At 57.7% G+C, this 22,116-nt stretch carries 16 protein-coding genes and 1 tRNA gene; 11 read left to right on the top strand and 6 right to left on the bottom strand.

Going from position 1 to position 22,116, the window contains the following annotated elements:
• Positions 1-44 precede the first annotated feature (44 nt).
• The gene (moaB, locus tag AAC060_RS15560; RefSeq protein WP_339827946.1) at positions 45-572 is read right to left on the bottom strand and encodes a molybdenum cofactor biosynthesis protein B; all 528 of its coding nucleotides are present in this window, start codon (positions 570-572) and stop codon (positions 45-47) included.
• Positions 573-684: 112 nt separating this feature from the next.
• Here moaB and AAC060_RS15555 point away from each other — a divergent pair, with 112 nt between their 5' ends.
• The 7 genes from AAC060_RS15555 (at position 685) to trxA (ending at position 12,022) form a co-directional block, all read left to right on the top strand.
• Positions 685-3,036 carry an ATP-binding protein gene (locus tag AAC060_RS15555; protein WP_339827944.1) on the top strand — a complete coding sequence of 784 codons (2,352 nt, stop codon included), beginning with the start codon at positions 685-687 and terminating at the stop codon, positions 3,034-3,036.
• Positions 3,037-3,043: 7 nt separating this feature from the next.
• A complete protein-coding gene (tsaE, locus tag AAC060_RS15550) occupies positions 3,044-3,487 on the top strand; it encodes a tRNA (adenosine(37)-N6)-threonylcarbamoyltransferase complex ATPase subunit type 1 TsaE (protein WP_339827966.1) in 444 nt (147 codons plus the stop codon).
• On the top strand, positions 3,484-4,470 hold the full coding sequence (locus tag AAC060_RS15545; protein ID WP_339827964.1) for a phosphotransferase: 987 nt from the start codon (positions 3,484-3,486) through the stop codon (positions 4,468-4,470). The genes tsaE and AAC060_RS15545 overlap by 4 nt, the downstream gene beginning before the upstream one ends.
• Positions 4,467-5,183 (top strand): nucleotidyltransferase family protein, encoded by a 717-nt coding sequence (locus tag AAC060_RS15540; RefSeq protein ID WP_339827942.1) that lies wholly within the window; start codon positions 4,467-4,469, stop codon positions 5,181-5,183. Before AAC060_RS15545 ends, AAC060_RS15540 begins: the two co-directional genes overlap by 4 nt.
• Positions 5,176-8,175: a double-strand break repair protein AddB gene (addB, locus tag AAC060_RS15535; RefSeq protein WP_339827940.1), complete on the top strand. Its 3,000-nt coding sequence runs from the start codon at positions 5,176-5,178 to the stop codon at positions 8,173-8,175. Before AAC060_RS15540 ends, addB begins: the two co-directional genes overlap by 8 nt.
• The gene (gene addA / locus AAC060_RS15530; RefSeq protein ID WP_339827937.1) at positions 8,165-11,620 is read left to right on the top strand and encodes a double-strand break repair helicase AddA; all 3,456 of its coding nucleotides are present in this window, start codon (positions 8,165-8,167) and stop codon (positions 11,618-11,620) included. The genes addB and addA overlap by 11 nt, the downstream gene beginning before the upstream one ends.
• 75 nt (positions 11,621-11,695) lie before the next feature.
• Positions 11,696-12,022, top strand: a complete 327-nt coding sequence (gene trxA / locus AAC060_RS15525) for a thioredoxin TrxA (RefSeq protein ID WP_339827933.1) — start codon at positions 11,696-11,698, stop codon at positions 12,020-12,022.
• Here the strand turns inward: trxA and AAC060_RS15520 are convergent.
• Together AAC060_RS15520 and argJ are read right to left on the bottom strand one after the other, a co-directional pair.
• The gene (locus tag AAC060_RS15520; RefSeq protein WP_339827930.1) at positions 12,019-12,825 is read right to left on the bottom strand and encodes an inositol monophosphatase; all 807 of its coding nucleotides are present in this window, start codon (positions 12,823-12,825) and stop codon (positions 12,019-12,021) included. The genes trxA and AAC060_RS15520 overlap by 4 nt on opposite strands.
• A gap of 4 nt (positions 12,826-12,829) precedes the next feature.
• Positions 12,830-14,059, bottom strand: coding sequence for a bifunctional glutamate N-acetyltransferase/amino-acid acetyltransferase ArgJ (gene argJ / locus AAC060_RS15515; RefSeq protein WP_339827928.1), 1,230 nt, complete (start codon positions 14,057-14,059; stop codon positions 12,830-12,832).
• A gap of 59 nt (positions 14,060-14,118) precedes the next feature.
• Between argJ and AAC060_RS15510 the strand changes: the two genes are divergently transcribed.
• The 4 genes from AAC060_RS15510 (at position 14,119) to AAC060_RS15495 (ending at position 19,674) form a co-directional block, all read left to right on the top strand.
• Entirely contained in the window at positions 14,119-14,445 is a 327-nt protein-coding gene (locus tag AAC060_RS15510; protein ID WP_339827926.1) for a hypothetical protein, read from the top strand.
• Between the two features lie 105 nt (positions 14,446-14,550).
• Positions 14,551-17,283: a preprotein translocase subunit SecA gene (secA, locus tag AAC060_RS15505; RefSeq protein ID WP_339827924.1), complete on the top strand. Its 2,733-nt coding sequence runs from the start codon at positions 14,551-14,553 to the stop codon at positions 17,281-17,283.
• 32 nt (positions 17,284-17,315) lie between these two features.
• Positions 17,316-18,077, top strand: coding sequence for a sulfite exporter TauE/SafE family protein (locus AAC060_RS15500; RefSeq protein ID WP_339827920.1), 762 nt, complete (start codon positions 17,316-17,318; stop codon positions 18,075-18,077).
• A 442-nt stretch (positions 18,078-18,519) separates the two neighbouring features.
• Complete coding sequence (locus AAC060_RS15495; RefSeq protein WP_339827918.1) at positions 18,520-19,674, top strand: GGDEF domain-containing protein; 1,155 nt, start codon at positions 18,520-18,522, stop codon at positions 19,672-19,674.
• Between the two features lie 231 nt (positions 19,675-19,905).
• Here the strand turns inward: AAC060_RS15495 and AAC060_RS15490 are convergent.
• From AAC060_RS15490 to moaA, 3 genes are all read right to left on the bottom strand, one after another.
• Positions 19,906-19,980: transfer RNA gene (locus AAC060_RS15490), tRNA-Asn, on the bottom strand.
• A 74-nt stretch (positions 19,981-20,054) separates the two neighbouring features.
• A complete protein-coding gene (locus AAC060_RS15485; RefSeq protein ID WP_339827916.1) occupies positions 20,055-20,828 on the bottom strand; it encodes an NAD kinase in 774 nt (257 codons plus the stop codon).
• The gene (moaA, locus tag AAC060_RS15480) at positions 20,825-21,811 is read right to left on the bottom strand and encodes a GTP 3',8-cyclase MoaA (RefSeq protein ID WP_339827913.1); all 987 of its coding nucleotides are present in this window, start codon (positions 21,809-21,811) and stop codon (positions 20,825-20,827) included. The genes AAC060_RS15485 and moaA overlap by 4 nt, the downstream gene beginning before the upstream one ends.
• Positions 21,812-22,116: the final 305 nt, after the last annotated feature.

Raw genomic sequence — 22,116 nt, 5'->3', positions numbered from 1 at the left:
TCTTCATACTACGAGAACATATAAAGAACAAATAGTTTGAATCGCTATTTTTCAAGCAGTCTCGGGATCAGCTCGACAAAATTGCAGGGGCGATGACGGCTATCCAGCTGGGTGTCCAATATGCCGTCCCAGCCGTCTTTGACGGCGCCGTTGGATCCGGGCAGCGCGAATATATAAGTGCCTCGCGCAACCACGGCGCAGGCGCGGGATTGCACAGTCGAGGTGCCGATCTTGGCGATGCTCAGATAGCGGAACAGTTCGCCGAAGCCGGGAATATCCTTGTCCTTGACCGCATTCAGCGCTTCCGGTGTAATGTCGCGCCCGGTCAGGCCGGTCCCGCCGGTGGTGATGATGACATCGACCTGCTCGTCGTCAATCCACTGGTGGAGTTGAGCGATGAGAATCGATTTGTCGTCTCTCAGCAGGTTGCGGTAAATTAGTTCATGGCCCTTTTTCTCGATCCGCCCGGCCAATATGTCGCCCGATGTATCTTCTTTTACCGTGCGCGTATCGGAAACGGTCAACAGCGCAATGTTGATCGGTTTGAAGGTCCGGCTTTCGTCAATCGGCATCGTCGCTCTCCGCTTTATTTCCCTGCCGGGAATAGCTTAGTCCGCTGTGCTTTTCCAAGACATAAAGAATAGGGGTTTGCGCAAGTTAACTATCCGTCTAATCGATGGTTCAATGTCTAACGTCCCGGATCTTACTGCTGTAATCTTAGGCCTCATCCTTGCTGCCTGGCTGGGCGCTGCTGCTTGGGCGATCTGGACCGGTCTGGCGATGAAGAACAAGGCGGACGCCACGTTGCGCCAGTCGGGACGGCTGGGACGCTTGCTCGAAACCTCGCCTGCATTGCCTTTGCTGGTGCGATCGGACGGAAAATTGGAAGCGTCGCAGCGACTGATGCACTGGCTTGGCTTTGATCATCTGCCAGCGCATATTTCCGAATTGCACGATAATGATCGGGGCATCGGCCGGAAAGATCTCGAAGATCTGATGCAGGACGTCAATCTTGCCCAGAAAACCGGCAGTAATTTTGTTCGCGCAATCAAGGTCGGGGGATCGGACAAGGCGTTGTTGATCCGCGGTAATCTGGCTGATCAGAAAATCGCGCCCAATGGCAGCGCTCTGCTATGGGTTTTTGATGCGACCGACAGCGAAGGGCAGATCGAGAAGCTGCGCGACGAAAATGAAGCCGCACGCGCTGCCTTTGATGCGCTCTCCGCCTTGATAGAAGCGGCCCCGGTTCCGATGTGGCATCGCTCGCCCGACCTGCGTCTCACCTTGGTCAACAGTGCTTATGTTGCCGCGGTCGATGCCGAAGACGGAGCGCAAGTGATCGCCAATGGTATCGAGCTGGTGGAAACCATCGACGGTTTCCGGCCGGCTGATGCTGCTCAAAAGGCGAAAGCGCAGGGCGCGCCGCTGGAGCGGATCGTCGCGACGACCATCGGCGGCGAACGGCGGATGACACAGGTGGTTGATGTGCCGCTCGGTAAATCCGGCATCGCCGGCTATGCGATCGACATTCAGGAACTGGAAGATGCGCGGCGGGAGCAGAGGCGCTTCAGTGAATCGCAGCGGGATATGCTCGACAAGATTTCCGCCGGAGTTGTCCAGTTCGATGCCGATAGATCGCTGAAATTCTGCAATCTGCCATTCCAGCGCATTTTCTCGATGCGACAGCAATGGATAGCGGAGCGGCCCGAATTCCCGCGGGTATTGGACCGGATGCGCGAAATGAACCGTATCCCGGAAGTTCGCGATTTCCCCGAATGGCGGGAAGAGCGGACGGGCTGGTTCCAGTCGACCAACGGAACCGAGGAGAACTGGCTTCTCGCCGATGGCACGCATCTGAGAGTATTGGCGAATCCGACGCCGGATGGCGGCTTGCTGGTCATTTTCGAGGATCGGACCGAACAGGTGCAACTGGCGAGCGCGCGCGATACATTGCTGCGAGTACGCACCGCGACCTTTGACAATTTGTTTGAATCCCTTGCCGTGTTTGCCGCCGATGGAAAATTGAATATCTGGAATCATCAGTTCGCGAAAAACTGGGGCCTGGATGAAGACGAACTCGGTAAGCATCCGCGGGTCGATCTGCTGATGCAAAAAATGGCGCAGCAACTGAAACAGCCTGCCCGGATTTCGGAAGTGCGGGAAATGGTGCGCAGCGCAACGACCGAGCGCGAACAAAGAGGCGGACGAATCCATTTTGCCGACGGACGCCGCTATGAATTTGCCGCCATCCCGCTGCCCGACGGCAATGCGCTTTTTACGATGCTGGACATCTCGGACAGCTACCGGATCGAACAGGCGCTGCGCGAGCGTAACGAAGCGCTGGTCGAAGCAGATTCGATCAAGGGCAGCTTCCTGTCCAACATGAGTTACGAATTCCGGACGCCGCTGACGTCGATCGGCGGCTTTGCGGAGCTTCTCGATCAGGGCATCGCCGGACCGCTGACCGATCAGGGCCACGAATATGTCCGGGCGATCCTTCAGTCCGTCAAGCGTCTGGGTACGCAGATCGACAATGTTCTAGACCTGAGTCAAAGCGAAGCTGGCGCGTTGCCGATCGCTAAGGACAAGGTTAATCTTAACAAGTTGATCGAGGATATTGCCGGTCATTTTACCGACGATGCGAAGGCCAAAACAATCGATGTGGAATTGCAGCTGGATGCCACGCTTGGTTCGGCGATGGCGGACAAGAAACGGCTCAGTCAGGCAATCTCCCAGATCGTTGACAATGCGATCAAATATACCGGCGACGGCGGGCGGGTTCTCATTCACGGTTCCGGAAATGTGAAGCAGGGGGTGATCCATATTTCCGACGATGGTCCGGGGATGACCGCTGGCCAGCAATCAAAGGCTTTTGACAGTTTTGCGCGCTCGCGTGATCAAAAGGCGACCGACAAAGTGGGTGGTCTGGGCCTTCCCCTGGCGCGCCAGTTGATCATGGCGCACGGCGGTGATCTCACGCTGACATCAGAACCGGGGCAGGGCACGCTGGTAACCCTGCGCCTGCCGAGACAATGATGATATGATGTTACTGGAAAGCGAGCAAGCGACGCTGGATGTCGGACGTAAACTGGGCGCATTGCTGCGCACGGGCGACAAGCTTGCACTGACCGGAACGCTAGGCGCCGGCAAGACCACGCTGGCGAGAGGCATATTGGAAGGGCTGGGCTATGACGACGAAGTGCCGAGCCCGACCTTCGCGATTGTGCAGCAATATGAACCGCCGGAAACCAGAATTCCGGTTGCTCATGTCGACCTGTACCGGATCGAGGATCAGGAGGAAATTCCTGAACTTGGACTCGAGGATGCGCTGGAATTTGGCGCGATGATTGTCGAGTGGCCGGACCGGATGCCCGACAGTTTTTGGCGAGATGCACTCAAGATTGAACTTGAAATAACGGGAGACGGCAATCGTCGGTTGACTTGGACAGCCGGGGACGCTTGGAAAGATCGATGGCCACTGACATGAAACCGCCGGCAGCAGCGGCAGAATTTTTGCAGCAGAACGGGTGGAATGATTCCCGGATTTCTCCGGTTGCGGGGGATGCGTCGTTCCGTCGCTATTTCCGCGTCGAGGCAGGGGGCCGCAAGGCGATCCTGATGGATGCGCCGCCACCGCATGAAGACCCCAAACCGTTTATCGCGATTGCCGAATATCTGACGGGTTCCGGCTTTGCAGCACCCGAGATTTTTGCGCGCGACCTCACTGAGGGCTTGGTGCTGCTGGAGGATTTTGGTGATCAACGGATGCGCGAACATCTTGACGACCATCCGGAAGACGAAGAGCCGATCTATCGTCAGGTCATCGATCTGCTGCAGGCATTGCACCGGGTACCGGCTGCGGAACTGCCCGCTTATGACGAGCAGCAATATTTGCGCGAAGTGAATTTGCTGACCGAATGGTATTGTCCGGCTCAGCAACTGGACGTCGATACAGAGGGTTTCGAAGCGATCTGGCGAGAAATTCTTGCACCGGTCATTGCGGCGCAGAATCCGCCGGTCACGGTGATGCGCGATTATCATGCCGAGAATATCATGCTGCTCGAGGACGGCCGGCTCGGCTTGCTGGATTTCCAGGACGCGTTGATTGGCCATCCTGCTTACGATCTTGTGTCGATGTTGCAGGATGCCCGTCGCGATGTCCCGGACGAGCTGGAAGCAAACATGCTCACATATTATCTGGCTGATTACGGCGACGAAGCGGCCACCGAATTCCGCAGTCACTATGCCATTCTGGGCGCGCAGCGGAACACCAAGATCATCGGTATTTTTACCCGCCTTTGCATGCGGGACGGCAAGCAGCGCTATCTCGATTTCCTGCCCAGAATGTGGCGTTTGCTGGAGAAAGACCTGCGTCATCCGGCGCTTGAACCCATGAAGAAGTGGTTTGACCGGAATATTCCTGCGGAAGTCCGGAGTAAGCCAATGCCGATGGCGGAAGCAAACAAATGACGAAGGTCGACACCGCGATGATCATGGCCGCCGGACTGGGCAAGCGCATGCGCCCGCTTACCGAAAGCCGTCCGAAGCCTTTGGTTGAAGTGGCTGGCAAGGCGATGATTGACCATTGTTTCGAGAAGCTGGTCGAGGCGGGAATTGGCAAGGCTGTCGTCAATGTTCACTATCTCGCCGACATGATGGAAGCGCATCTCGCCGCTTTGCCCTATCCGATTGAAATCCGGGTGTCCGACGAACGGGAGCAACTGCTCGAGACCGGCGGCGGACTGGTCCAGGCAGAACCGCTGATCGAGGAAGATGTTTTCTTCTGCATCAACAGCGACAATCTCTGGACCGACGGGCCGACAAACAGCCTCCGGCAATTGGCGCAAGCATGGGACGAGGACAGGATGGACGCGCTGCTGTTGCTGATACCGCGGGAAGCGGCTCACAATTACAAGGGTGATGGCGATTTCCATCTCGATGAGGAGAAGCGGATTTCTCGCAAGCTGCCGGACCAGAAAGCGCCGCTAATCTATTCGGGCATCCAGCTGATTTCGAAACGGCTGCTGCGTGATGCGCCCACCGGTCCTTTTTCGACCAATATTTTCTGGGAACGCGCGATCGGCGAGGGGCGGCTGTTTGGGGCGGTTCACGAAGGCCAATGGTTTGAGGTCGGTTCACCACAAGCGATAGCGCCGACAGAAGCCGCGCTGGCGCATGTCTGACCGCCGCCGGCCATCGATCTACAATATTGCCGCGCACGGCGGCTTCGCCGATGCGCTGGCACAAGGACTGATTGACCGCTTTGCCAAGGATGCTTTCGGACTGGCCCGCGGCCTCGTCATATTGCCCAATAACCGCGCCCAGCGCGCGCTGCAGGAAGCTTTTGTCCGGCTGAGCCAAGACGGACTTTTATTGCCGCAAATGGCGGTGATCGGCGATCTTGATCTTGATGAATCCATCGGTGTGGCGCTCGATTCCGGGGAATTGGCGCTGGATATTCCAGCCGCCGCCGATCCGATGGACCGGCTGCTCACCCTGGCGCAACTGATCCAGAAAGAAGTCCGGCTGCGCGACGATGCCATATTGGCAAAAGATGCTTTGCGGCTGGCGCGCGAGTTCGCCAGCACGCTCGACCAGCTGAACGTCGAGGAAATCTCGCTGTCCGACCTGATGAAGACGGAGCCGGAGAGCCTCGACCTGTCCAGCCACTGGCAGGATTCCTACCGCTTCTTCCTGATCATCGCCGAGAAATGGCGGCAGCAGCTGGAAAAATGGCAGCGGGTTGATCAGGCTGTGCGCCGTAACGCCCTGTTCGACCATATTGCCAAGAGCTGGAAGACATCGCCACCCGACCATTTCGTCGTCGCGGCCGGCATCACCACCTCCGCTCCCGCCATTGCCCGTTTTCTCGAGACCATATCCTTCATGCCACTGGGGCTGGTGGTCCTGCCCGACCTCGACCTGATCATGCCGGACGAGGAATGGGGCCTGCTCGGCCCGTTTCAGCCCGACCCGGACAGCGGCTACGCCAAGCGCGCGCAGGAAACCCACCCGCAATATCATATGAAATTATTGCTCGACCGGATGTCGATCGCGCGGGGCGAAATATTGCGCTGGCCGCGCACCGGTGAAAGCGGCGCCGCTGCCAAACGTAGCCGGGCGCTGAGCAATGCCTTCGCGATCCCGAAACTGACGGTGCGCTGGCAGACGCTGGACAGCAGCGAACGCAGCCTAGCCGGGGTGCAGACGATCGAGGCGCGCAACAGCGCCGAGGAAGCGCAGGTCATTGCGCTGCTGGCGCGTGAGGCGCTGGAAGACCCGGATCAGCGGGTGGCGATTGTCACGCCGGACCGGTCTTTGGCAACGCGCATTTCCGCCCATTTGAAACGCTGGGAAATCCAGGTCGACGACACCGCAGGCCAGCCTCTGGCGAAACTGCCGGAAGGCGTGTTTTTCCTCAACCTGCTGGCGGCAGTCGCTGACGGTTTTCCGCCGGCCGAATTTCTCGCTCTGCTCAAACATCCGCTGGTGCAGCGCGGGGAAGGGCGGCTTTTATGGCTCGACCATGTCCGCAGGCTCGACCTGCTGCTTCGCGGCCCTCGCCCGGCACCGGGGCTGGCGGGCATCGACGCGCTGCTGAAGGCAGACAATTACCGGACGAAGAAACTGCGCGAAGCAATCACGCCATGGTGGAAATCGACCCGCACGATGTTCGAGCCGATCGCGACTCTTTTTGCAGCGCCGCTCGACTGGCCGAAACTTCTCGACCAGCTGCGGCAACTGGCCGAAAATTTGACCGACGGGGCCGTCTGGGCCGGTCCGGGCGGACGGGAACTGGCCGACCTGTTGGCGAAGCTACAGATCCGCGCCGATATGGGACCGATCCGTATAAAGGCGAACGAGCTGCCCAGTTATTTCGAGACCTTGATGGCCGATATTTCCGTGCGCCCGCCTTATGGCGGCCACCCGCGCATTGCGCTGTACGGGCTGCTTGAAGCGCGTCTGCAACAGTCCGAACTGGTGATCTGCTGCGGCCTCAACGAAGGCAGCTGGCCGCAGGCGATAACGCCCGACCCCTGGCTCGCCCCGATGATCCGCAAGTCGCTCGGCCTGCCAGCGCAGGAACGGCAGATCGGTCTTTCCGCGCACGATCTGGTCGGCGCAATGGGCGCGAAAAAAGTCATTCTCTCCCGTGCGCACCGCGATGATTCCGGCCCGGCCATTGCCTCGCGCTTTCTGCTGCGGCTGAAGGGCATGTGCGGTGACAATCTGAAGGAACATCCGCAGGCCCGCGCCTGGCTCTCGGCGATCGACCAGCCGGAAAACGAATCCCAGCCATATGCACGCCCCGCTCCCTTGCCGAGCAAGGAGCAGCGCCATATCCCGATTTCGGTCACCCAGGTTGATAGTCTGATCGCCGATCCTTATTCCTTCTACGCGAAAAAGATCATGGGCTTTGCCTCGCTCGACATGATCGACGCCGACCCGAGCGCGGCCTGGCGCGGGACGATCATCCACGATATTCTCGAACAATGGGCCAAGCAGGACGATTATGCCCCGGCTGCGTTGCGGGAAAGAGCGCAGGCGTTTTTGGATGACCCCGGCCTCCACCCGCTGATGCGCAGTCTTTGGGCGCCGCGCTTGCTGGAAGGGCTGGCCTGGATCGCCGATACGCTCGCCGAAAGCGGCAAGGCCGGCCGTGAACCGCTTGCCTCGGAAATTTACGGCAAGGCCGATATCGCCGGTATCGAACTGTCGGGTATCGCCGATCGGATCGACCGGATGCCGGATGGCGGTATCGCCGTTGTCGATTACAAGACCGGCGGCGCGCCGAGCAACAAGGCGGTGGCCGAAGGCTATAATCTTCAGCTGGGCCTGCTCGCCGCCATCGCCGAACTGGGCGGCTTCAAGGATATTGAAGGGGAGGCGGTCGCCTTCGAATATTGGGCGCTAGCGAAAAAGGGCGGCACCGACGATTTCGGCTATGTCCGCTCACCTACAAAAGGGCGCGGCGACAATATCATCCCGGCGGACGCAATGGTCGACCACGCGGTGGCCCGGTTCAACGAGGCGGCCGATCAATATCTCAAGGGCACCGAGCCGATGACCGCGAAGCTGCATCCGGAATATGCCCGCTATGCCGACTATGACCAGTTGATGCGGCTCGAAGAATGGTACGGTCGTGCACCGGCAGAAATGGCTGATGATGAGTAGCGAAAAGTCAAAAATCTTTCCGCTCAAGGACCGGCAGATCGATGCGGTCGAGCCCGAGACCAATATCTGGCTCAGCGCTTCGGCTGGTACCGGCAAAACCCAGGTCCTGACCGCGCGGGTGTTTCGCCTGCTGTTGACGGAAAAAGTCGACCCCGAGCATATTCTCTGCCTGACCTTCACCAAGGCGGGCGCTGCCGAAATGGCGGAACGGATCAACCGGCAACTCGCCGCCTGGGTGCGGATGGACGATGTCAGGCTGGCCAGCGACCTTGCTGCAATCGGTGCGTCGACCGGACCGGAAACCAGAGACCGCGCGCGTACTTTATTTGCCCGCGTGCTCGATGCGCAAGGCGGCGGCCTCAGGATCATGACTATCCACGGTTTCTGCCAGTCACTGCTCGCCTCTTTCCCGGAAGAGGCCGGCATTGCCTCGATGTTCAAGCCGATCGAGGCCCGCGACCAAAAGATATTGGCGCGCGAGGCTCTCGGTGATCTGCTGCTCGAGGAAGAGCAGGCAAAGCGTCCGCAGATCATCGAGGCTATCCAGCGTCTAAGCGTCCGGATGGGCGAAGAGGCGACCGAACAATTTCTGATGGCCTGCGCCGCCAAGGCTGATGCGATGGAGGGGCTCGCCTCCGGTATATTGCCCTTTGTTCGCGGGCTGCTCGGCCTGCCGATTGACGGCGATGCGCAGTCTTGGCTGGCGGATCGCTGCAGCGACGAAGCAATCGACCTTCGCTCGATTACCTTATTACGCGATGCGATGGCCGAATCTGGTGGCAAGAAGGAGCAGGAACGGCAATTGGCGATCCGCCTCTGGCTGACCCTCAATCCGCAGGAGCGCGCTGCTGGCTTGGCCGATGTTCATCTGGCCTGGGCCACCAAGACTACAGGGGCGCCGCCAAAACCAACCAAAGGGTTGCTGAAAGCGCTGCCGGACTATGATTTCATTGCCGGTTCGTTGTTTGAGTGGAGCAACGGCCTGCTCGAAAAAGCGGTCCTGTTCGAATATGCTGATCTGTTCGCAGGCGCACTGGAAGCCGGACGCGCTTTCTACCATCGCTATGCTGACGCCAAGAGCTTGCACGGCGTCGTGGATTTTGACGACATGATCCGGATGACCGCTAGGCTCTTGCAGAAAAGCGATATGGCTGCGTGGATCCGCTACAAGCTCGACCAGCGTACCGATCACATCTTGATCGACGAGGCGCAGGATACCAATGTCGCGCAATGGGATATCGTCCGGGCGCTGGCCGGCGAATTTTTTGCCGGCATAGGCGTCGATCCGGAACGGCACCGGACCCTGTTCACGGTTGGCGATTTCAAACAGGCGATCTTCGGCTTTCAGGGCACCAGCCCGCATAATTATGCCAATGCGCGAACCGAATTTTTCGGTCTGGCAGAGGCATCGGAAAAGCCGTTTGGCGACCTGTCGCTGGACCGCAGTTTCCGCTCGACACCGCCGATTTTGAAGGTTGTCGATGCGACGCTGGAACAGCTGAGCCACGAGCAGTTAGGCCTCGACCAGAAGATCCCAGAACATCGCAGCAATTATCTCGATGCAAGCGGCAGCGTTACCCTATGGAAGCCGATTGCCAACACGAGCGACGGTGATGACGAAGATGAGGAATCCTGGGCCAGCGAAGAAAAGCGTGTCTTTGCCCAGCAACTGGCACTGCAGATCAAACAATGGCTGTCGCCCGAAAATCCGCTTTGGCTGGATCGGCAAAACCGGGCGCTGCAACCCAAGGACATCCTGATATTGGTGAGCAAGCGCGACGAGCTGAGCGCGCTGATCGTCGCTCGCCTGTTTGCCGAAAAGGTTCCGGTTGCCGGGATCGACCGTATCCGCCTGAACCAGCCGCTGGTGGTGCACGATCTGCTCGCGGCCATCCGCTTCGTGCTGCAGCCCAATGATGATCTCAATCTCGCCAGTCTGCTGGTTTCGCCTTTGCTCGGCTGGAGCCAGGAGGATTTGCTGGCGCGGGGTCATCGCGGCAAGGACAATGGCGAGAAAAGCTTATGGGAATTCCTGCGCAGGCAGGACGCGCTGGGCGAGCAGATAAAGCCGCTGATGCAATTGCTGGCGATGGCCGATTTCAACACACCGTACCAGTTTCTCGAGACTATATTGTCCGGCCCGATGCAGGGCAGGCGCAAATTGCTGGGCCGCCTTAGCCATGCGGCCGTCGACCCGCTCGACGAACTTCTGGCGACCGCCCTGGCTTTCGAGCGCGACCATATCCCGACCTTGCAGGGTTTTCTCGACTGGTTTGACCGGGGCGATGTCGAAATCAAGCGCGAACAGGTCGAGGGCGGCAATGAAGTGCGGCTGATGACCGTGCATGGCGCGAAGGGATTGCAGGCGCCGCTGGTGATCCTCGCCAATGCGACCTTTGATCCGGCGAGCAAGAAAAGCGGCGGCTTTACTATCAAACTGGGAGAGGGGACCGGTCGAGAACTGGAATATCCGGTAGTCCCGGTCCGCAAGGCAGAGCGTGTCGGCATATTGGCCGAACATGCTGCTTATGCCGACAAGGTCGCAATGGAAGAACATTGGCGGTTGCTCTACGTCGCGATGACCCGGGCGGAAGAACATCTGGTGGTTGCCGGCGTTTTGGGGCCACGAGCAAAAGGCGAAGTTCCGGAGCTGAGCTGGTATGGCGCGATGGAACGCGGGCTGATTGCTCTGGGTAGTGACTGGCGGGAAGACTCCGACTGGAATGCGGTGCGGGAATATCGGACGGAGAGCGAGAACAAACCGGCGATATCATCTGCCATCGACACTGGTAGCGTTCAGGATGCGGACAGAGCTCCACCGCCAGACTGGCTATTCCGGGCGGCACCGGAAGAATCGCGCCCGCCGCGCCCCCTGACGCCCTCGCATCTCGGCCCCGACGACGCCAGCAACCCGCCGCCGGACCTGACCATGCGGGATGCCGCCGAACGCGGCATATTGCTGCACAGCCTGTTCCAGCGATTGCCGAATATCTTACCGGAACGCCGGATGGATGTCGCCGACCGCTGGCTGGAAAAGCAGAAGCAGATCGTTGACCCGACCCGCCGCGCAGAGATTATCAAGAGGGTTCTGGCGGTCATGGACAATCCGATATGGTCGGCTTTGTTCGCACCGGAAAGTCTGGCGGAGGCACCAATCGCCGCGGTGGTCGGCGAACATGTCATTTCCGGTACGGTCGACCGCTTGCTGATCACCGACGATCATATCTATGTCGTCGATTTCAAAACCGGCCGCAGGGTTCCGGACAATGCCGAACAGGCGCCGGTCTCCTATCTCCGGCAGATGGCCGCCTATGTCGCAGCGCTGGAAAAGATATTCCCGGATCGTCCTATCAAGGCGGGGCTGCTCTACTCGCACGGGCCGCAAATGCTGGAGCTGTCCGCGGATTTGATCGAGCGGCACAAGCCCGGCTTTGAGCCGATATGAAAAAGCTTTCCGCTACCGCGCTTGAGCCGAAGCCCGACCATACCTAAATAGGTTCTGAACAATTGGAGATTCGTTATGGCTACCAAAGCAATTACCGACGCAAGTTTTGAAGGCGATGTCCTGAAGGCTGACGGCCCCGTGCTCGTCGATTTCTGGGCAGAATGGTGTGGCCCCTGCAAAATGATCGGCCCCGCGCTGGAAGAAATCAGCGATGAACTGGTTGGCAAGGTGACCATTGCCAAGCTCAACATCGATGACAGCCCGGATGCGCCTGCCAAATATGGCGTACGCGGCATTCCGACCATGATCCTGTTTAACAACGGTGTTGCGGTTGAAACCAAAGTTGGGGCGGCTCCAAAAAGCCAGCTCAAGCAATGGCTCGAACAGTCGTTATCCGCCTAAGTCTTGAAAATATCCCCGAGCCGCTCGGCTGCTTCGTCCCAGAGTTTCGGTGACGAAGCGCCGAGTAGCCCCTTCCTGCGGTCCGCAGGACGATAGTCCGACCCATCCCAGCGCGCGCATTTCCCGCCGGCTTCGTTGAGGAACAACACGCCGGACGCATGGTCCCAGGGCAGAGTGCGCTTGAATACCGAAATATGGTTGGTTCCCTGTACGAGGCGCGGATATTGTTCGGCTGCGCAGCGCGGGATATCGACAATCTCGTAAAAAGGTTCGGCCGCGGCCAATAATGTGTCTCGCTCTTCGGCCGTCATGAACCCGGTCGCCAGCGCCGCAACCGGCCTTTCCGGATGATCTTCCGGAACCGAGACCCGTTCCCCATTCATAAACGCCCCGCCGTTATTATCAGCATGGCAAATACGTCCTGTGAGCGGGTCATAGAGCCATCCTGCGACAGTTTCATTCTGTTCGACCAAGGCAATCATGATCCCGAATGGCGCTCGTCCAGCTGCATAATTGCCGGTGCCATCGATCGGATCGATGATCCAGACCACACCATCGGCCAACTGATCGACCACCGCCTCGTCGACCGCATAGGCTTCCTCGCCGACGATTTTTGAGTCCGGCAGCAATGCCGCAAGCGCCCCGGCAATATATTCTTCGCTGAGCTTGTCCGCGACGGTCACGAGATCGCCGGGTGTCTTCTCGTTGATCTGGTCCGATTTCAGATTTTGATAATATGGCATCACGATATCGCGCGACGCATTTTCGATTATGTCGAGAACGGGCTGATAAAGTGGGTGCACGGGCTTAGCTCCTGTAGTCGGCGTTGATATCAATATAGCCGTGGGTCAGGTCGCAGGTCCAGACCGTTGCCTTGCCACTACCAAGGCCGATATCGACGGCAATGTCGATCTCCTTGCCCTGCAGATGCGTCGCAACCGGTGCTTCGTCATAATCCGGTACGACAAGGCCTTCGCGCGCCACGGTGACGCCGCCAAAGCCGATTGCCAGCCGGTCGCGATCCGCCGGTTCGCCGGCCTTGCCGACGGCCATCACGACCCGGCCCCAATTGGCGTCTTCCCCGGCAATCGCGGTTTTGACCAGAGGAGAGTTGGCAATCGAGAGGGCAATGCGTTTGGCGCTGTCGTCGCTTTCCGCGCCGGTCACCGCGATTTCGATGAATTTGCTCGCGCCTTCGCCGTCGCGTACCACCAGATGCGCCAATTGCATGCACAAATCGGCGAGCGCCGCCTGAAAGGCATCGGCGCCATCGTCATCGAACGAGGTCAGGGCAGGAGCCGTGCTTTGCCCTGTGGCAAAGGCAAGCACCGTATCACTGGTCGATGTATCGCTGTCGACGGTGATGCAGTTGAAGCTCTTGCCGGTTGCCGCGCTTAACATTTCCTGCAGAAAACCGGCTTCCACCGTTGCATCGGTGAAAATATAGCCGAGCATCGTCGCCATGTCCGGAGCAATCATGCCCGAACCCTTGATGATGCCGTTGAGATGGACCGTCTGGCCGCCAATAGTAGCGCTCGTGGTCGCCATCTTCGGGAACGTATCGGTGGTCATGATCGTGGCCGCGGCATCTTCCCAGCTGCAAGGCTCAGCTGCAAACACCGCTTTCAGGCCCGCTTCGGCTTTGTCCTGCGGTAGCGGCACACCGATCACGCCGGTCGAGGACACGAATATCTCATGCTCCGGACATCCGAGATGGGCCGAGGCCAGCGACAATATTTTTTGCACCGCTGCCTTGCCGCGCGCGCCGGTAAAGGCATTGGCATTGCCGGCGTTGACGACCAGACCGCGCGCCTTGCCGCCCTTGAGCGCTTCCCGGCAATATTCGACTTCGGGCGAGGGACATTTGCTTTGCGTCAGCACCCCGGCGACCGATGTTCCTGCCGCCAGTTCGACAAAGGTCAGATCGCAGCGATCCCAATCCTTGTAGCGGGCGCGGGCGATACGGCAGGATACGCCCGCAATATCGGGTAATGCAGGGGATATTGCTGGGGCCAGAGGCGAAAGTTTGTCTGACACTTAACTTGCCTTTATACAATGTTTTGATAGAACGCGCTGATATTGACGAGGCCTTGTCCATGAACGCATATTTTGCAAGTTTTATGTTGCTGCTATTCAACGCTGTCGGCCTGGCCGTGCCTGCGTCGGCTGCGGCTGCAGAACGCATGGTGCCCGAACTGGGGAGCCCGGTCAATCTGTCGGAAGCTGCGGTTGTCGATCCGTCTTCAGTCATCGAAGCTGCAAGATTCATATCATCGGATCATCAATTCTGCGCGATGGCAGCTGCCTGCGTTACGGCGCCACGCACCATCGTCAAAGCCGGCAGCAAGACACCCGTCTGGGTCGTCGCCACGATGCGCGCCGAAGATGGCGACAAGCTGGAACATGAAGAAGGCGCGCCCTAGCGCCATTCCCGGCCTTGCCGCTATTGAACGGCAAGAAATTCTTCCCAAATTCATCCTGTTCGCGGCTGTCTATCGGCCGGAAAAATATACAAATTGGAAAACATCATGCTCGGCGGTATTGCCAAATCTATCTTCGGTTCAGCCAATGACCGATATGTAAAATCGATGCAAAAAGTGGTCGACGCGGTCAACGCGTTCGAACCTTCAATCGAACCCCTTTCCGACGAAGAGCTTGCTGCCAAAACAGTGGCTTTCAAGGAACGTGCCGCTGGCGGTGAATCGCTCGACGACATTTTGCCGGAAGCTTTCGCGGTCGTCCGCGAAGCAGCCAAGCGGACTTTGGGCCAGCGCCATTATGATGTGCAGCTGATCGGCGGCATCGTGCTCCATCGCGGCGAAATCGCGGAAATGCGGACCGGCGAAGGTAAAACCCTCGTTGCAACGCTCGCCTGCTATCTCAATGCAATCGGCGGCAAGGGCGTGCACGTTGTCACCGTCAATGACTATCTCGCCCGCCGCGATGCGGAATGGATGAGCCAGGTCTATAATTTCCTCGGGCTGGAAGTCGGCGTGATCATACCGAACCTCGGCGAGGACAAGCGCCGGGCAGCCTATGCGGCCGATATCACCTACGGCACCAATAATGAATTCGGTTTTGACTATCTGCGCGACAATATGAAGCACGAGCGCGCCCAGATGGTCCAGCGGCCGTTCAACTTCGCGATTGTCGATGAAGTCGACTCGATCCTGATCGACGAAGCCCGGACGCCTCTGATCATTTCGGGACCGACCGATGACAAATCCGATCTCTACTTGCAGGTCAACGCGGTGGTTCAGAATATCACCGAAGACGATTATGAAAAAGACGAGAAGTCCCGGAACATCTCGCTCACCGAAGATGGTACGGAAAAAGCGGAACGCCTGCTCGAAGAGGCCGGTTTGCTGGTCGGCGACAATCTCTATGATTTCGAGAACACCCAGGTCGTACACCATCTGAATCAGGCTTTGATGGCCAATGTCATGCGCAAGCGCGACACCGACTATATCGTCAAGGAAGGCAAGGTCATCATCATCGATGAATTTACCGGCCGGATGATGGAAGGACGGCGCTGGTCCAACGGCCTGCACCAGGCGGTCGAAGCGAAAGAAGGGGTCCAGATCGAACCCGAAAACCAGACCATGGCATCGATCACCTTCCAGAATTTCTTCCGCATGTATCCCAAATTGGGCGGCATGACCGGCACCGCGGAAACCGAAGCGGCGGAATTTTTCGAAATCTACAAGATGAACGTCGTGACGATCCCGACCAACAAGCCGGTGCTGCGGATCGACGAGAATGACGAGTTTTACAAGAATACGCTCGACAAGTTTGCCGCCATTGCAAAAACCGTCAAGGAACATAGCGACAAGGGGCAGCCGGTATTGGTCGGCACCGTTTCGATCGAAAAATCCGAACTGCTCTCGGACTTCCTGAACAAGGAAGGCGTGAAGCACAACGTCCTCAATGCCCGCTTCCACGAACAGGAAGCGCTTATCGTGGCACAGGCCGGTTCCCCCGGCGCGGTCACAATCGCGACCAATATGGCTGGTCGCGGTACCGATATCCAGCTCGGCGGTAATATCGATTTTCGGATCGAGGAAGAACTTGCCGACATGGAAGAGGGGCCGGAACGAGACAAGGCCATTGCCAAGATCGAGGAAGAAGTGCGGGCATTGCGCGCTACGGTGAGAGAGGCCGGCGGTCTGTTCGTTCTCGGCACCGAACGGCACGAAAGCCGCCGGATCGATAACCAGCTGCGCGGCCGTTCCGGTCGTCAGGGCGATCCCGGACTGAGCCGCTTCTATCTCTGCCTCGAAGACGATCTTCTGCGCATCTTCGGTACCGAAACAATGTTCGCCAAGATGATGAACAAGAATCTTGAAGACGGCGAAGCAATCGGTGGCAAATGGCTGTCGAAAGCCATTGAAACCGCTCAGAAAAAGGTCGAGGCGCGTAACTATGAAGCGCGTAAGCAGGTCGTCGAATATGATGACGTGATGAATGACCAGCGCAAGGTGATCTACGAGCAGCGTTCGGAAATCATGGACGCGGAAACGGTCGGTGATGTTGTCGAGGATATGCGGCACGAAACGGTCAATGCGATTGTCGCCGATGCGTGCCCTCCCGGTACCTATCCTGAACAATGGGATATTGAAGGCCTCAAAACTCGCGTCGAGGAAGTGCTGAATCTCCGCCCTGATTTTGCCGCCTGGATGCAGGAAGATGCGCTGGAACCGGAAATCATTGAAACGCGCATCTCCGATATGGCTGATGCCGAATTTGAAGCAAAAGCGGCACAGGTCGAAGGCGACAAGCCCGGTGTCTGGGCGCAAATTGAAAAGTCGATCCTGCTCGAATTGCTCGACCATCACTGGAAAGAGCATCTGGCCACACTCGATGCGTTGCGTCAGGTGGTTTTCCTGCGCGCCTATGCCCAGAAAAAGCCTCTGGACGAATATAAGCAGGAAGCCTTTGGTCTGTTCGAACGGATGCTGGAAATCATCCGCGAAGGCGTAACCAAGACGATCGCCGTCAGCGAATTTCACCGGCAGGATGAACTTACGGTGCCGGACTTGCCCGAATTGCCCGATTTTCTGACAACGCATATCGATCCGTTGACCGGAGAAGATAATAGCAATGATATCGATGGCGGCACGCTAGGAACGGTTTCCACCTCTTTGCCGCCGCGGCAATCAGGGCAGTTGGAAAATCTTGCAGAGGGCGCCACTGTAAGCCGCAATGCTCCATGCCCCTGTGGGTCGGGACGCAAATATAAGCATTGCCACGGCAAGTTCTGATCTGAAACGCAACGGGCCAGGCGGGAACTGAGATGGAACTTTCAATTCTCGGCCTGGCGCTGCTGTTTGCGGTAACCGCCGCGCTCTATGCCAGCGTCGGTTTTGGCGGTGGCTCCACCTATATTGCCCTGCTGGCACTGGCCGCGCTCGATTACCGGGCGCTGCCGGTCATCGCTTTGCTGTGCAATATCATTGTTGTGACCGGCGGAACCATCCGCTTCCAGTCGCGCGGCTTGATCGACTGGCCCAAAATCTGGCCGATCCTGCTGTTGTCCGTACCAGCGGCATGGCTGGGCGGGCGCATGGTCCTGCAACAGGAAAGTTTCATGCTGCTGCTCGGCCTGTCGCTGGCCGCTGCGGGGATTTTGCTGATCATCGAGCCGTTTATCAAGCGGGCAGGGGCTCCCAGCGGCCAATGGACCAGTCACCGGCTGTTCGCTCCCGCGACCGGAACCGGCATCGGCTTCCTGTCCGGCATGGTCGGCATAGGCGGTGGGATATTCCTCGCGCCGATCCTGCTGCTTACCCGCTGGGCAGACAGCCGCCGTATCGCGGCGACCGCGAGCGTGTTCATTCTGGTCAACTCGATCGCCGGTCTTGCCGGGCAGCTGATGAAGTCGGGATGGAGTAGCGGCGGAGAGGCGATCCTTGCCTATTGGCCGTTATTCCTCGGCGTGCTGCTGGGCGGGCAGATCGGCAGTATATTGGCGAGCAAGGCTTTGCCGGAGATATGGATCAGGCGGCTGACCGCTTTGCTGATCCTCTATGTGGCGGTGCGGATTTTGTGGGTTTGAATGGAGATGCCAGTTGCAGCATTCCTGCTTACTCTCGCCCCGTGAGAGCGCAGGATTAAAAACACTGTCCTACACTCGTTCCGCCGGCTTATTGTTGCCACCGCTCTTGCGACACACGCGGGACATGCTCTTTGATAACCTGGATAAATAACGCCGCTGGCTGTTGTCCGCATATTTCACCCGACCGTTTTGGGAGGTAATCTGAAAGGTTACACTCGACGGTAGGGGAGTGTTCGATAAAGGCAGGAATTTCGCGTGTTTCGGGCAAAGGTTACAGAAAATAAAACATTTTGTTTGTGTAAAGTTTGGGCGCGGCACCGAAACAGTCGGGCTCCCGCGAAGGCAAAAGCCGCCAAGTTTGGCTCGTTATTCCATATATGGATTCTCTACCGACGCGATTCGGTTAACTCTTAATTGAAGCTTCCCTGCTAGACAGCGGTTAATGTCCGGAAATTCTGACTTTCACATATTAACAGCCGTAATATTGGCTTTGTTTGCACTTGTTTTCGGGGTCCTCCATTTTTCGGTCAAGAGCCAGAAATTTTCGGGATGGGTTGGTCTTGCCTATGTCGCGGCTTTCGTCGCCTATATGCTCGCCAGTACGCGAACTCCCTCGACACCGATGGGCCTCATCTTTCTCTCGACCGGCATGTTCTGGATATTCAGTCTGGCAATTGCCAGGGCGATTTACATCAGGTGCAATGCAGTCTTCCCGGTCAAGCTGGTCGGGCTTGGTCTTACAGTTGCGACCGCGGGTCTGATATGGCTGAGTTTCGTCACGCCGGATATTTACGCGCGAACACTGCTGGTCAATGCCGGGGCGGGGGGGCTTCTGTCCTTGTCGCTGTGGCCGTTGTGGAAGGCGGGCACAAAACTGATCGACGGCGCGCTATTTGGTGTCATCGCGACTGTCGCTGCCACGTTCGTCATCCGGGTTGTAACCATCAATATCGTGCTCGGCCATGCCCTGACCGAGCAAAGCTATACGGAGTCGACCTATGTCTGGCTATTCCAGCTAACAAACGGCATCGCGGCTCTGGCGCTGGCGATCGTGCTGTTATTCGCTGCCGGTCATGACATGGTTCTGCATTTTCACGCCCAGTCCAATCGTGATCCCTTGACGGACCTGCTGAACCGGCGCGGTCTGAAAGGATTGTTCGCCGCCCGCGCCGATGAAAAACAGGGGGCGATTTTTATGCGGACGATCATCCTGTTCGACATCGACCATTTCAAGCTGGTTAATGACCAATATGGCCATGCCGCGGGCGACAAGGTGCTGCAAAGAATAGCGCAAACAGCTCTGGATCTGTGTCAGGGCTATGGTCGGGTAGCGCGAACCGGCGGTGAGGAATTCGCCATATTGACCAAGTGGATGCCGGTCGAAACGGCGCAATTTCTGGCCCAGAATATTTGCGATTCGTTGCGCTTCGTCGTGCACCCGGAACTGGATTCCAGTCACAAGGTGACCGCGAGTTTCGGGCTGGCGATATTGAGCGACACCGATTCGTTGCACGACGGGATGGATCGGGCAGACAAGGCCTTGTATCACGCCAAGAGAAACGGTCGCAACCAGGTCGCACTGGCCAAAGCGGCCTGAATATATCTGGGGGTTGATACAGGTCGGTTCTTATCCGTGTACGGTGGTCTTTCCTACAGCCGCCCTTGCGTGATAGATTTCATCCATGACGGATCAGGGCCCTTATAGCCTCGCATTCGCGTGAAACACGCTTCCAGGGCGTTATTTGCACGAACAGACGTTCGACATTCACGAACGATCATGATCTCGCATCAAACTGCCGGATTTGGTGTAAAACAGCGCCATGAAAAATGGCTCCCCGAGTAGGATTCGAACCTACGACATTTCGATTAACAGTCGAACGCTCTACCGCTGAGCTATCGGGGAACAACCTCGATTCTGGATCGAGATGTTTGTAGTGAAGCGCGCCTATAGCAACGACATTTGAGGGCCGCAAGCCATCAAACGACAAATTGTTCCATAGCGATACGATCGTCGAGCGCATGCTCCGGATCAAACAGCATCGTCAGCGCCTGAGCGCGGTCTATCGCGACTTTAACGCAGCTGACATCTCGGACTTCCTGTTGGTCGCCAACGGCGCTAACGGGCCGTTTTTCCGGGTTCAGCACGCGAATGGTAATTTCCATCTTGTCCGGCAAAATTGCGCCTTTCCAGCGTCTCGGCCGGAACGGGCTGATCGGTGTCAGCGCCAGGAGATTGCATGTCAGCGGCAGAATCGGACCATTGGCGGAAAGATTATAGGCAGTGGATCCAGCGGGCGTCGCAATCAGCACGCCGTCACAGACCAGTTCCTCCATCATGATCCGACCGTTGATCTCGATTTCCAGCTTGGCTGTTTGCCGGGTTTCGCGCAGAAGCGAGACTTCATTGATGGCGGGCAGGGTGAAACTGGCTCCTGAAATGGTTTCCACCTCCATCTTGAGCGGCTTGACCTTGAAAGCACGCGCTTTGGTCAGACGCTCGTTCAGGTCTTCCATGTGCCAGTTGTTCATCAGGAAGCCGACGGTGCCCAGGTTCATGCCATAGACCGGCATGATCTTACGGCGATTGAGCATCTGATGCAGCGTTTGCAGCATGAAGCCGTCACCGCCGAGAACCACGGCCTGGTCGGCTTCTTCAACCGGCACCCAGTCGATCAGTGATTTCAGCTTTTCGGCCGCTTCCTGCGCCGGTGGTGTTGGCGACACGATCAGTGCCCATTTTTTTTCGCTCATCCGCCCGTGACGTTCATATGACGCTCCAATATCTCTGCGGACCCATCGAGCTGCGCATTGAAATCGTGGCGCAGCGGTTTGAGCTTTAGAGCCTGTTGAAGCAGTTGGTCAACGGCAGCGATGCCATCCTTGCGAATCGCGGCGCGCAGATCGACATGGGCGCTGTGTCCAAGACACATATATATCTTGCCGTCGGTGGTTAGTCGCAACCGGTTGCAATCATCGCAGAAATTATTGCTGAGCGGCGTGATCAGTCCCAGCCGGAGGCCGAGCGGTTCGACCGAAACATAGCGCGCCGGCCCGGAGCTGCGATGGGGAATGGGTGAGATCGCATAATGATCTCTCAACGGAACAAGGAATTCATCGGCGGAAATATGGGCAAGTTTGCGATCTGCACCGACATCGCCCAAAGGCATGCTCTCGATAATCGTCAGATCATGGCCATTCTCGGCGCAATATTCTGCCATCGGCAAAAGATCTGCTTCATTGAAATCGCGAACCGCAACCATATTGATCTTGACCTGGATACCCGCTTTCTTCGCGGCTTTTATGCCATTCAGCACGATGTTCACATCGGCGCCGCGGGTGATCTCGGAAAATCGGGCGGGGTCCAGCGTATCCATGCTGACATTGATCCGCCGCATGCCGTGGGCAGCAAGATGGTCGGCATATTCGGTCAGCAACGATCCGTTGGTAGTAAGGGTTAGCTCTTCCAGCTCACCGGAGGCTACTTTTCTGCCGAGCCGCTGGATCACGTCCTTCATATCCCGCCTGACCAGCGGTTCACCGCCGGTAAGCCGGATCTTGCGGATGCCGTGGCCGATGAAGCGTTCCGCGATCAGCGTGATTTCTTCCAGCGTCAGCAGTTCCGACTTCGGCATGAAGGTCATTTTTTCCGACATGCAATATTGGCAGCGGAAATTGCATCGGTCGGTGACCGAAATACGTAAATAATCAATTTTGCGTCCGAAACCGTCTTGCATAGGGCGCCTCATGTTGATTCAATGCTATAGGGCTAGCGCTTTCCGGAAAGGCAGGCAACGCCATATAAAGGTTTTGCTGCTACGGAAAAAGATAGTCGGTCGTCGGCAAACCGGCGTTCCGGTGGTCTCGTTTAAGGAGTTTTGAGGTTCCCGAATTACCTATCTCGACTGCGCATCTGGCTGCATTCAGAAATCTGTTTCTGCTTTCGTTCCACGAGCGAGATCCTCTGGCCGCAGAAATTGCGTCTTTCGGTTGGCGGGTTCATTCCGCCCGGAGATCGAACAATCTGAGCGGCCGCTTTTTC

Source organism: uncultured Parasphingorhabdus sp. (assembly GCF_963975555.1).
Taxonomy (GTDB): domain Bacteria; phylum Pseudomonadota; class Alphaproteobacteria; order Sphingomonadales; family Sphingomonadaceae; genus Parasphingorhabdus.
The sequence above is the reverse complement of the archived record's forward strand: the minus strand, read 5'-3'. Positions and strand labels throughout refer to the sequence as shown.

What these genes read in the sequence shown, in the direction of transcription:
- AAC060_RS15495 (WP_339827918.1), top strand. Translation starts at nt 18,520, where the DNA reads ATGTCCGGAAATTCTGACTTTCACATATTAACAGCCGTAATATTGGCT.
- AAC060_RS15485 (WP_339827916.1), bottom strand. Translation starts at nt 20,828, where the DNA reads ATGAGCGAAAAAAAATGGGCACTGATCGTGTCGCCAACACCACCGGCG.
- AAC060_RS15510 (WP_339827926.1), top strand. Translation starts at nt 14,119, where the DNA reads ATGAACGCATATTTTGCAAGTTTTATGTTGCTGCTATTCAACGCTGTC.
- AAC060_RS15545 (WP_339827964.1), top strand. Translation starts at nt 3,484, where the DNA reads ATGAAACCGCCGGCAGCAGCGGCAGAATTTTTGCAGCAGAACGGGTGG.
- moaA (WP_339827913.1), bottom strand. Translation starts at nt 21,811, where the DNA reads ATGCAAGACGGTTTCGGACGCAAAATTGATTATTTACGTATTTCGGTC.
- AAC060_RS15540 (WP_339827942.1), top strand. Translation starts at nt 4,467, where the DNA reads ATGACGAAGGTCGACACCGCGATGATCATGGCCGCCGGACTGGGCAAG.
- moaB (WP_339827946.1), bottom strand. Translation starts at nt 572, where the DNA reads ATGCCGATTGACGAAAGCCGGACCTTCAAACCGATCAACATTGCGCTG.
- trxA (WP_339827933.1), top strand. Translation starts at nt 11,696, where the DNA reads ATGGCTACCAAAGCAATTACCGACGCAAGTTTTGAAGGCGATGTCCTG.
- secA (WP_339827924.1), top strand. Translation starts at nt 14,551, where the DNA reads ATGCTCGGCGGTATTGCCAAATCTATCTTCGGTTCAGCCAATGACCGA.
- addB (WP_339827940.1), top strand. Translation starts at nt 5,176, where the DNA reads ATGTCTGACCGCCGCCGGCCATCGATCTACAATATTGCCGCGCACGGC.
- addA (WP_339827937.1), top strand. Translation starts at nt 8,165, where the DNA reads ATGATGAGTAGCGAAAAGTCAAAAATCTTTCCGCTCAAGGACCGGCAG.
- tsaE (WP_339827966.1), top strand. Translation starts at nt 3,044, where the DNA reads ATGTTACTGGAAAGCGAGCAAGCGACGCTGGATGTCGGACGTAAACTG.
- AAC060_RS15555 (WP_339827944.1), top strand. Translation starts at nt 685, where the DNA reads ATGTCTAACGTCCCGGATCTTACTGCTGTAATCTTAGGCCTCATCCTT.
- AAC060_RS15500 (WP_339827920.1), top strand. Translation starts at nt 17,316, where the DNA reads ATGGAACTTTCAATTCTCGGCCTGGCGCTGCTGTTTGCGGTAACCGCC.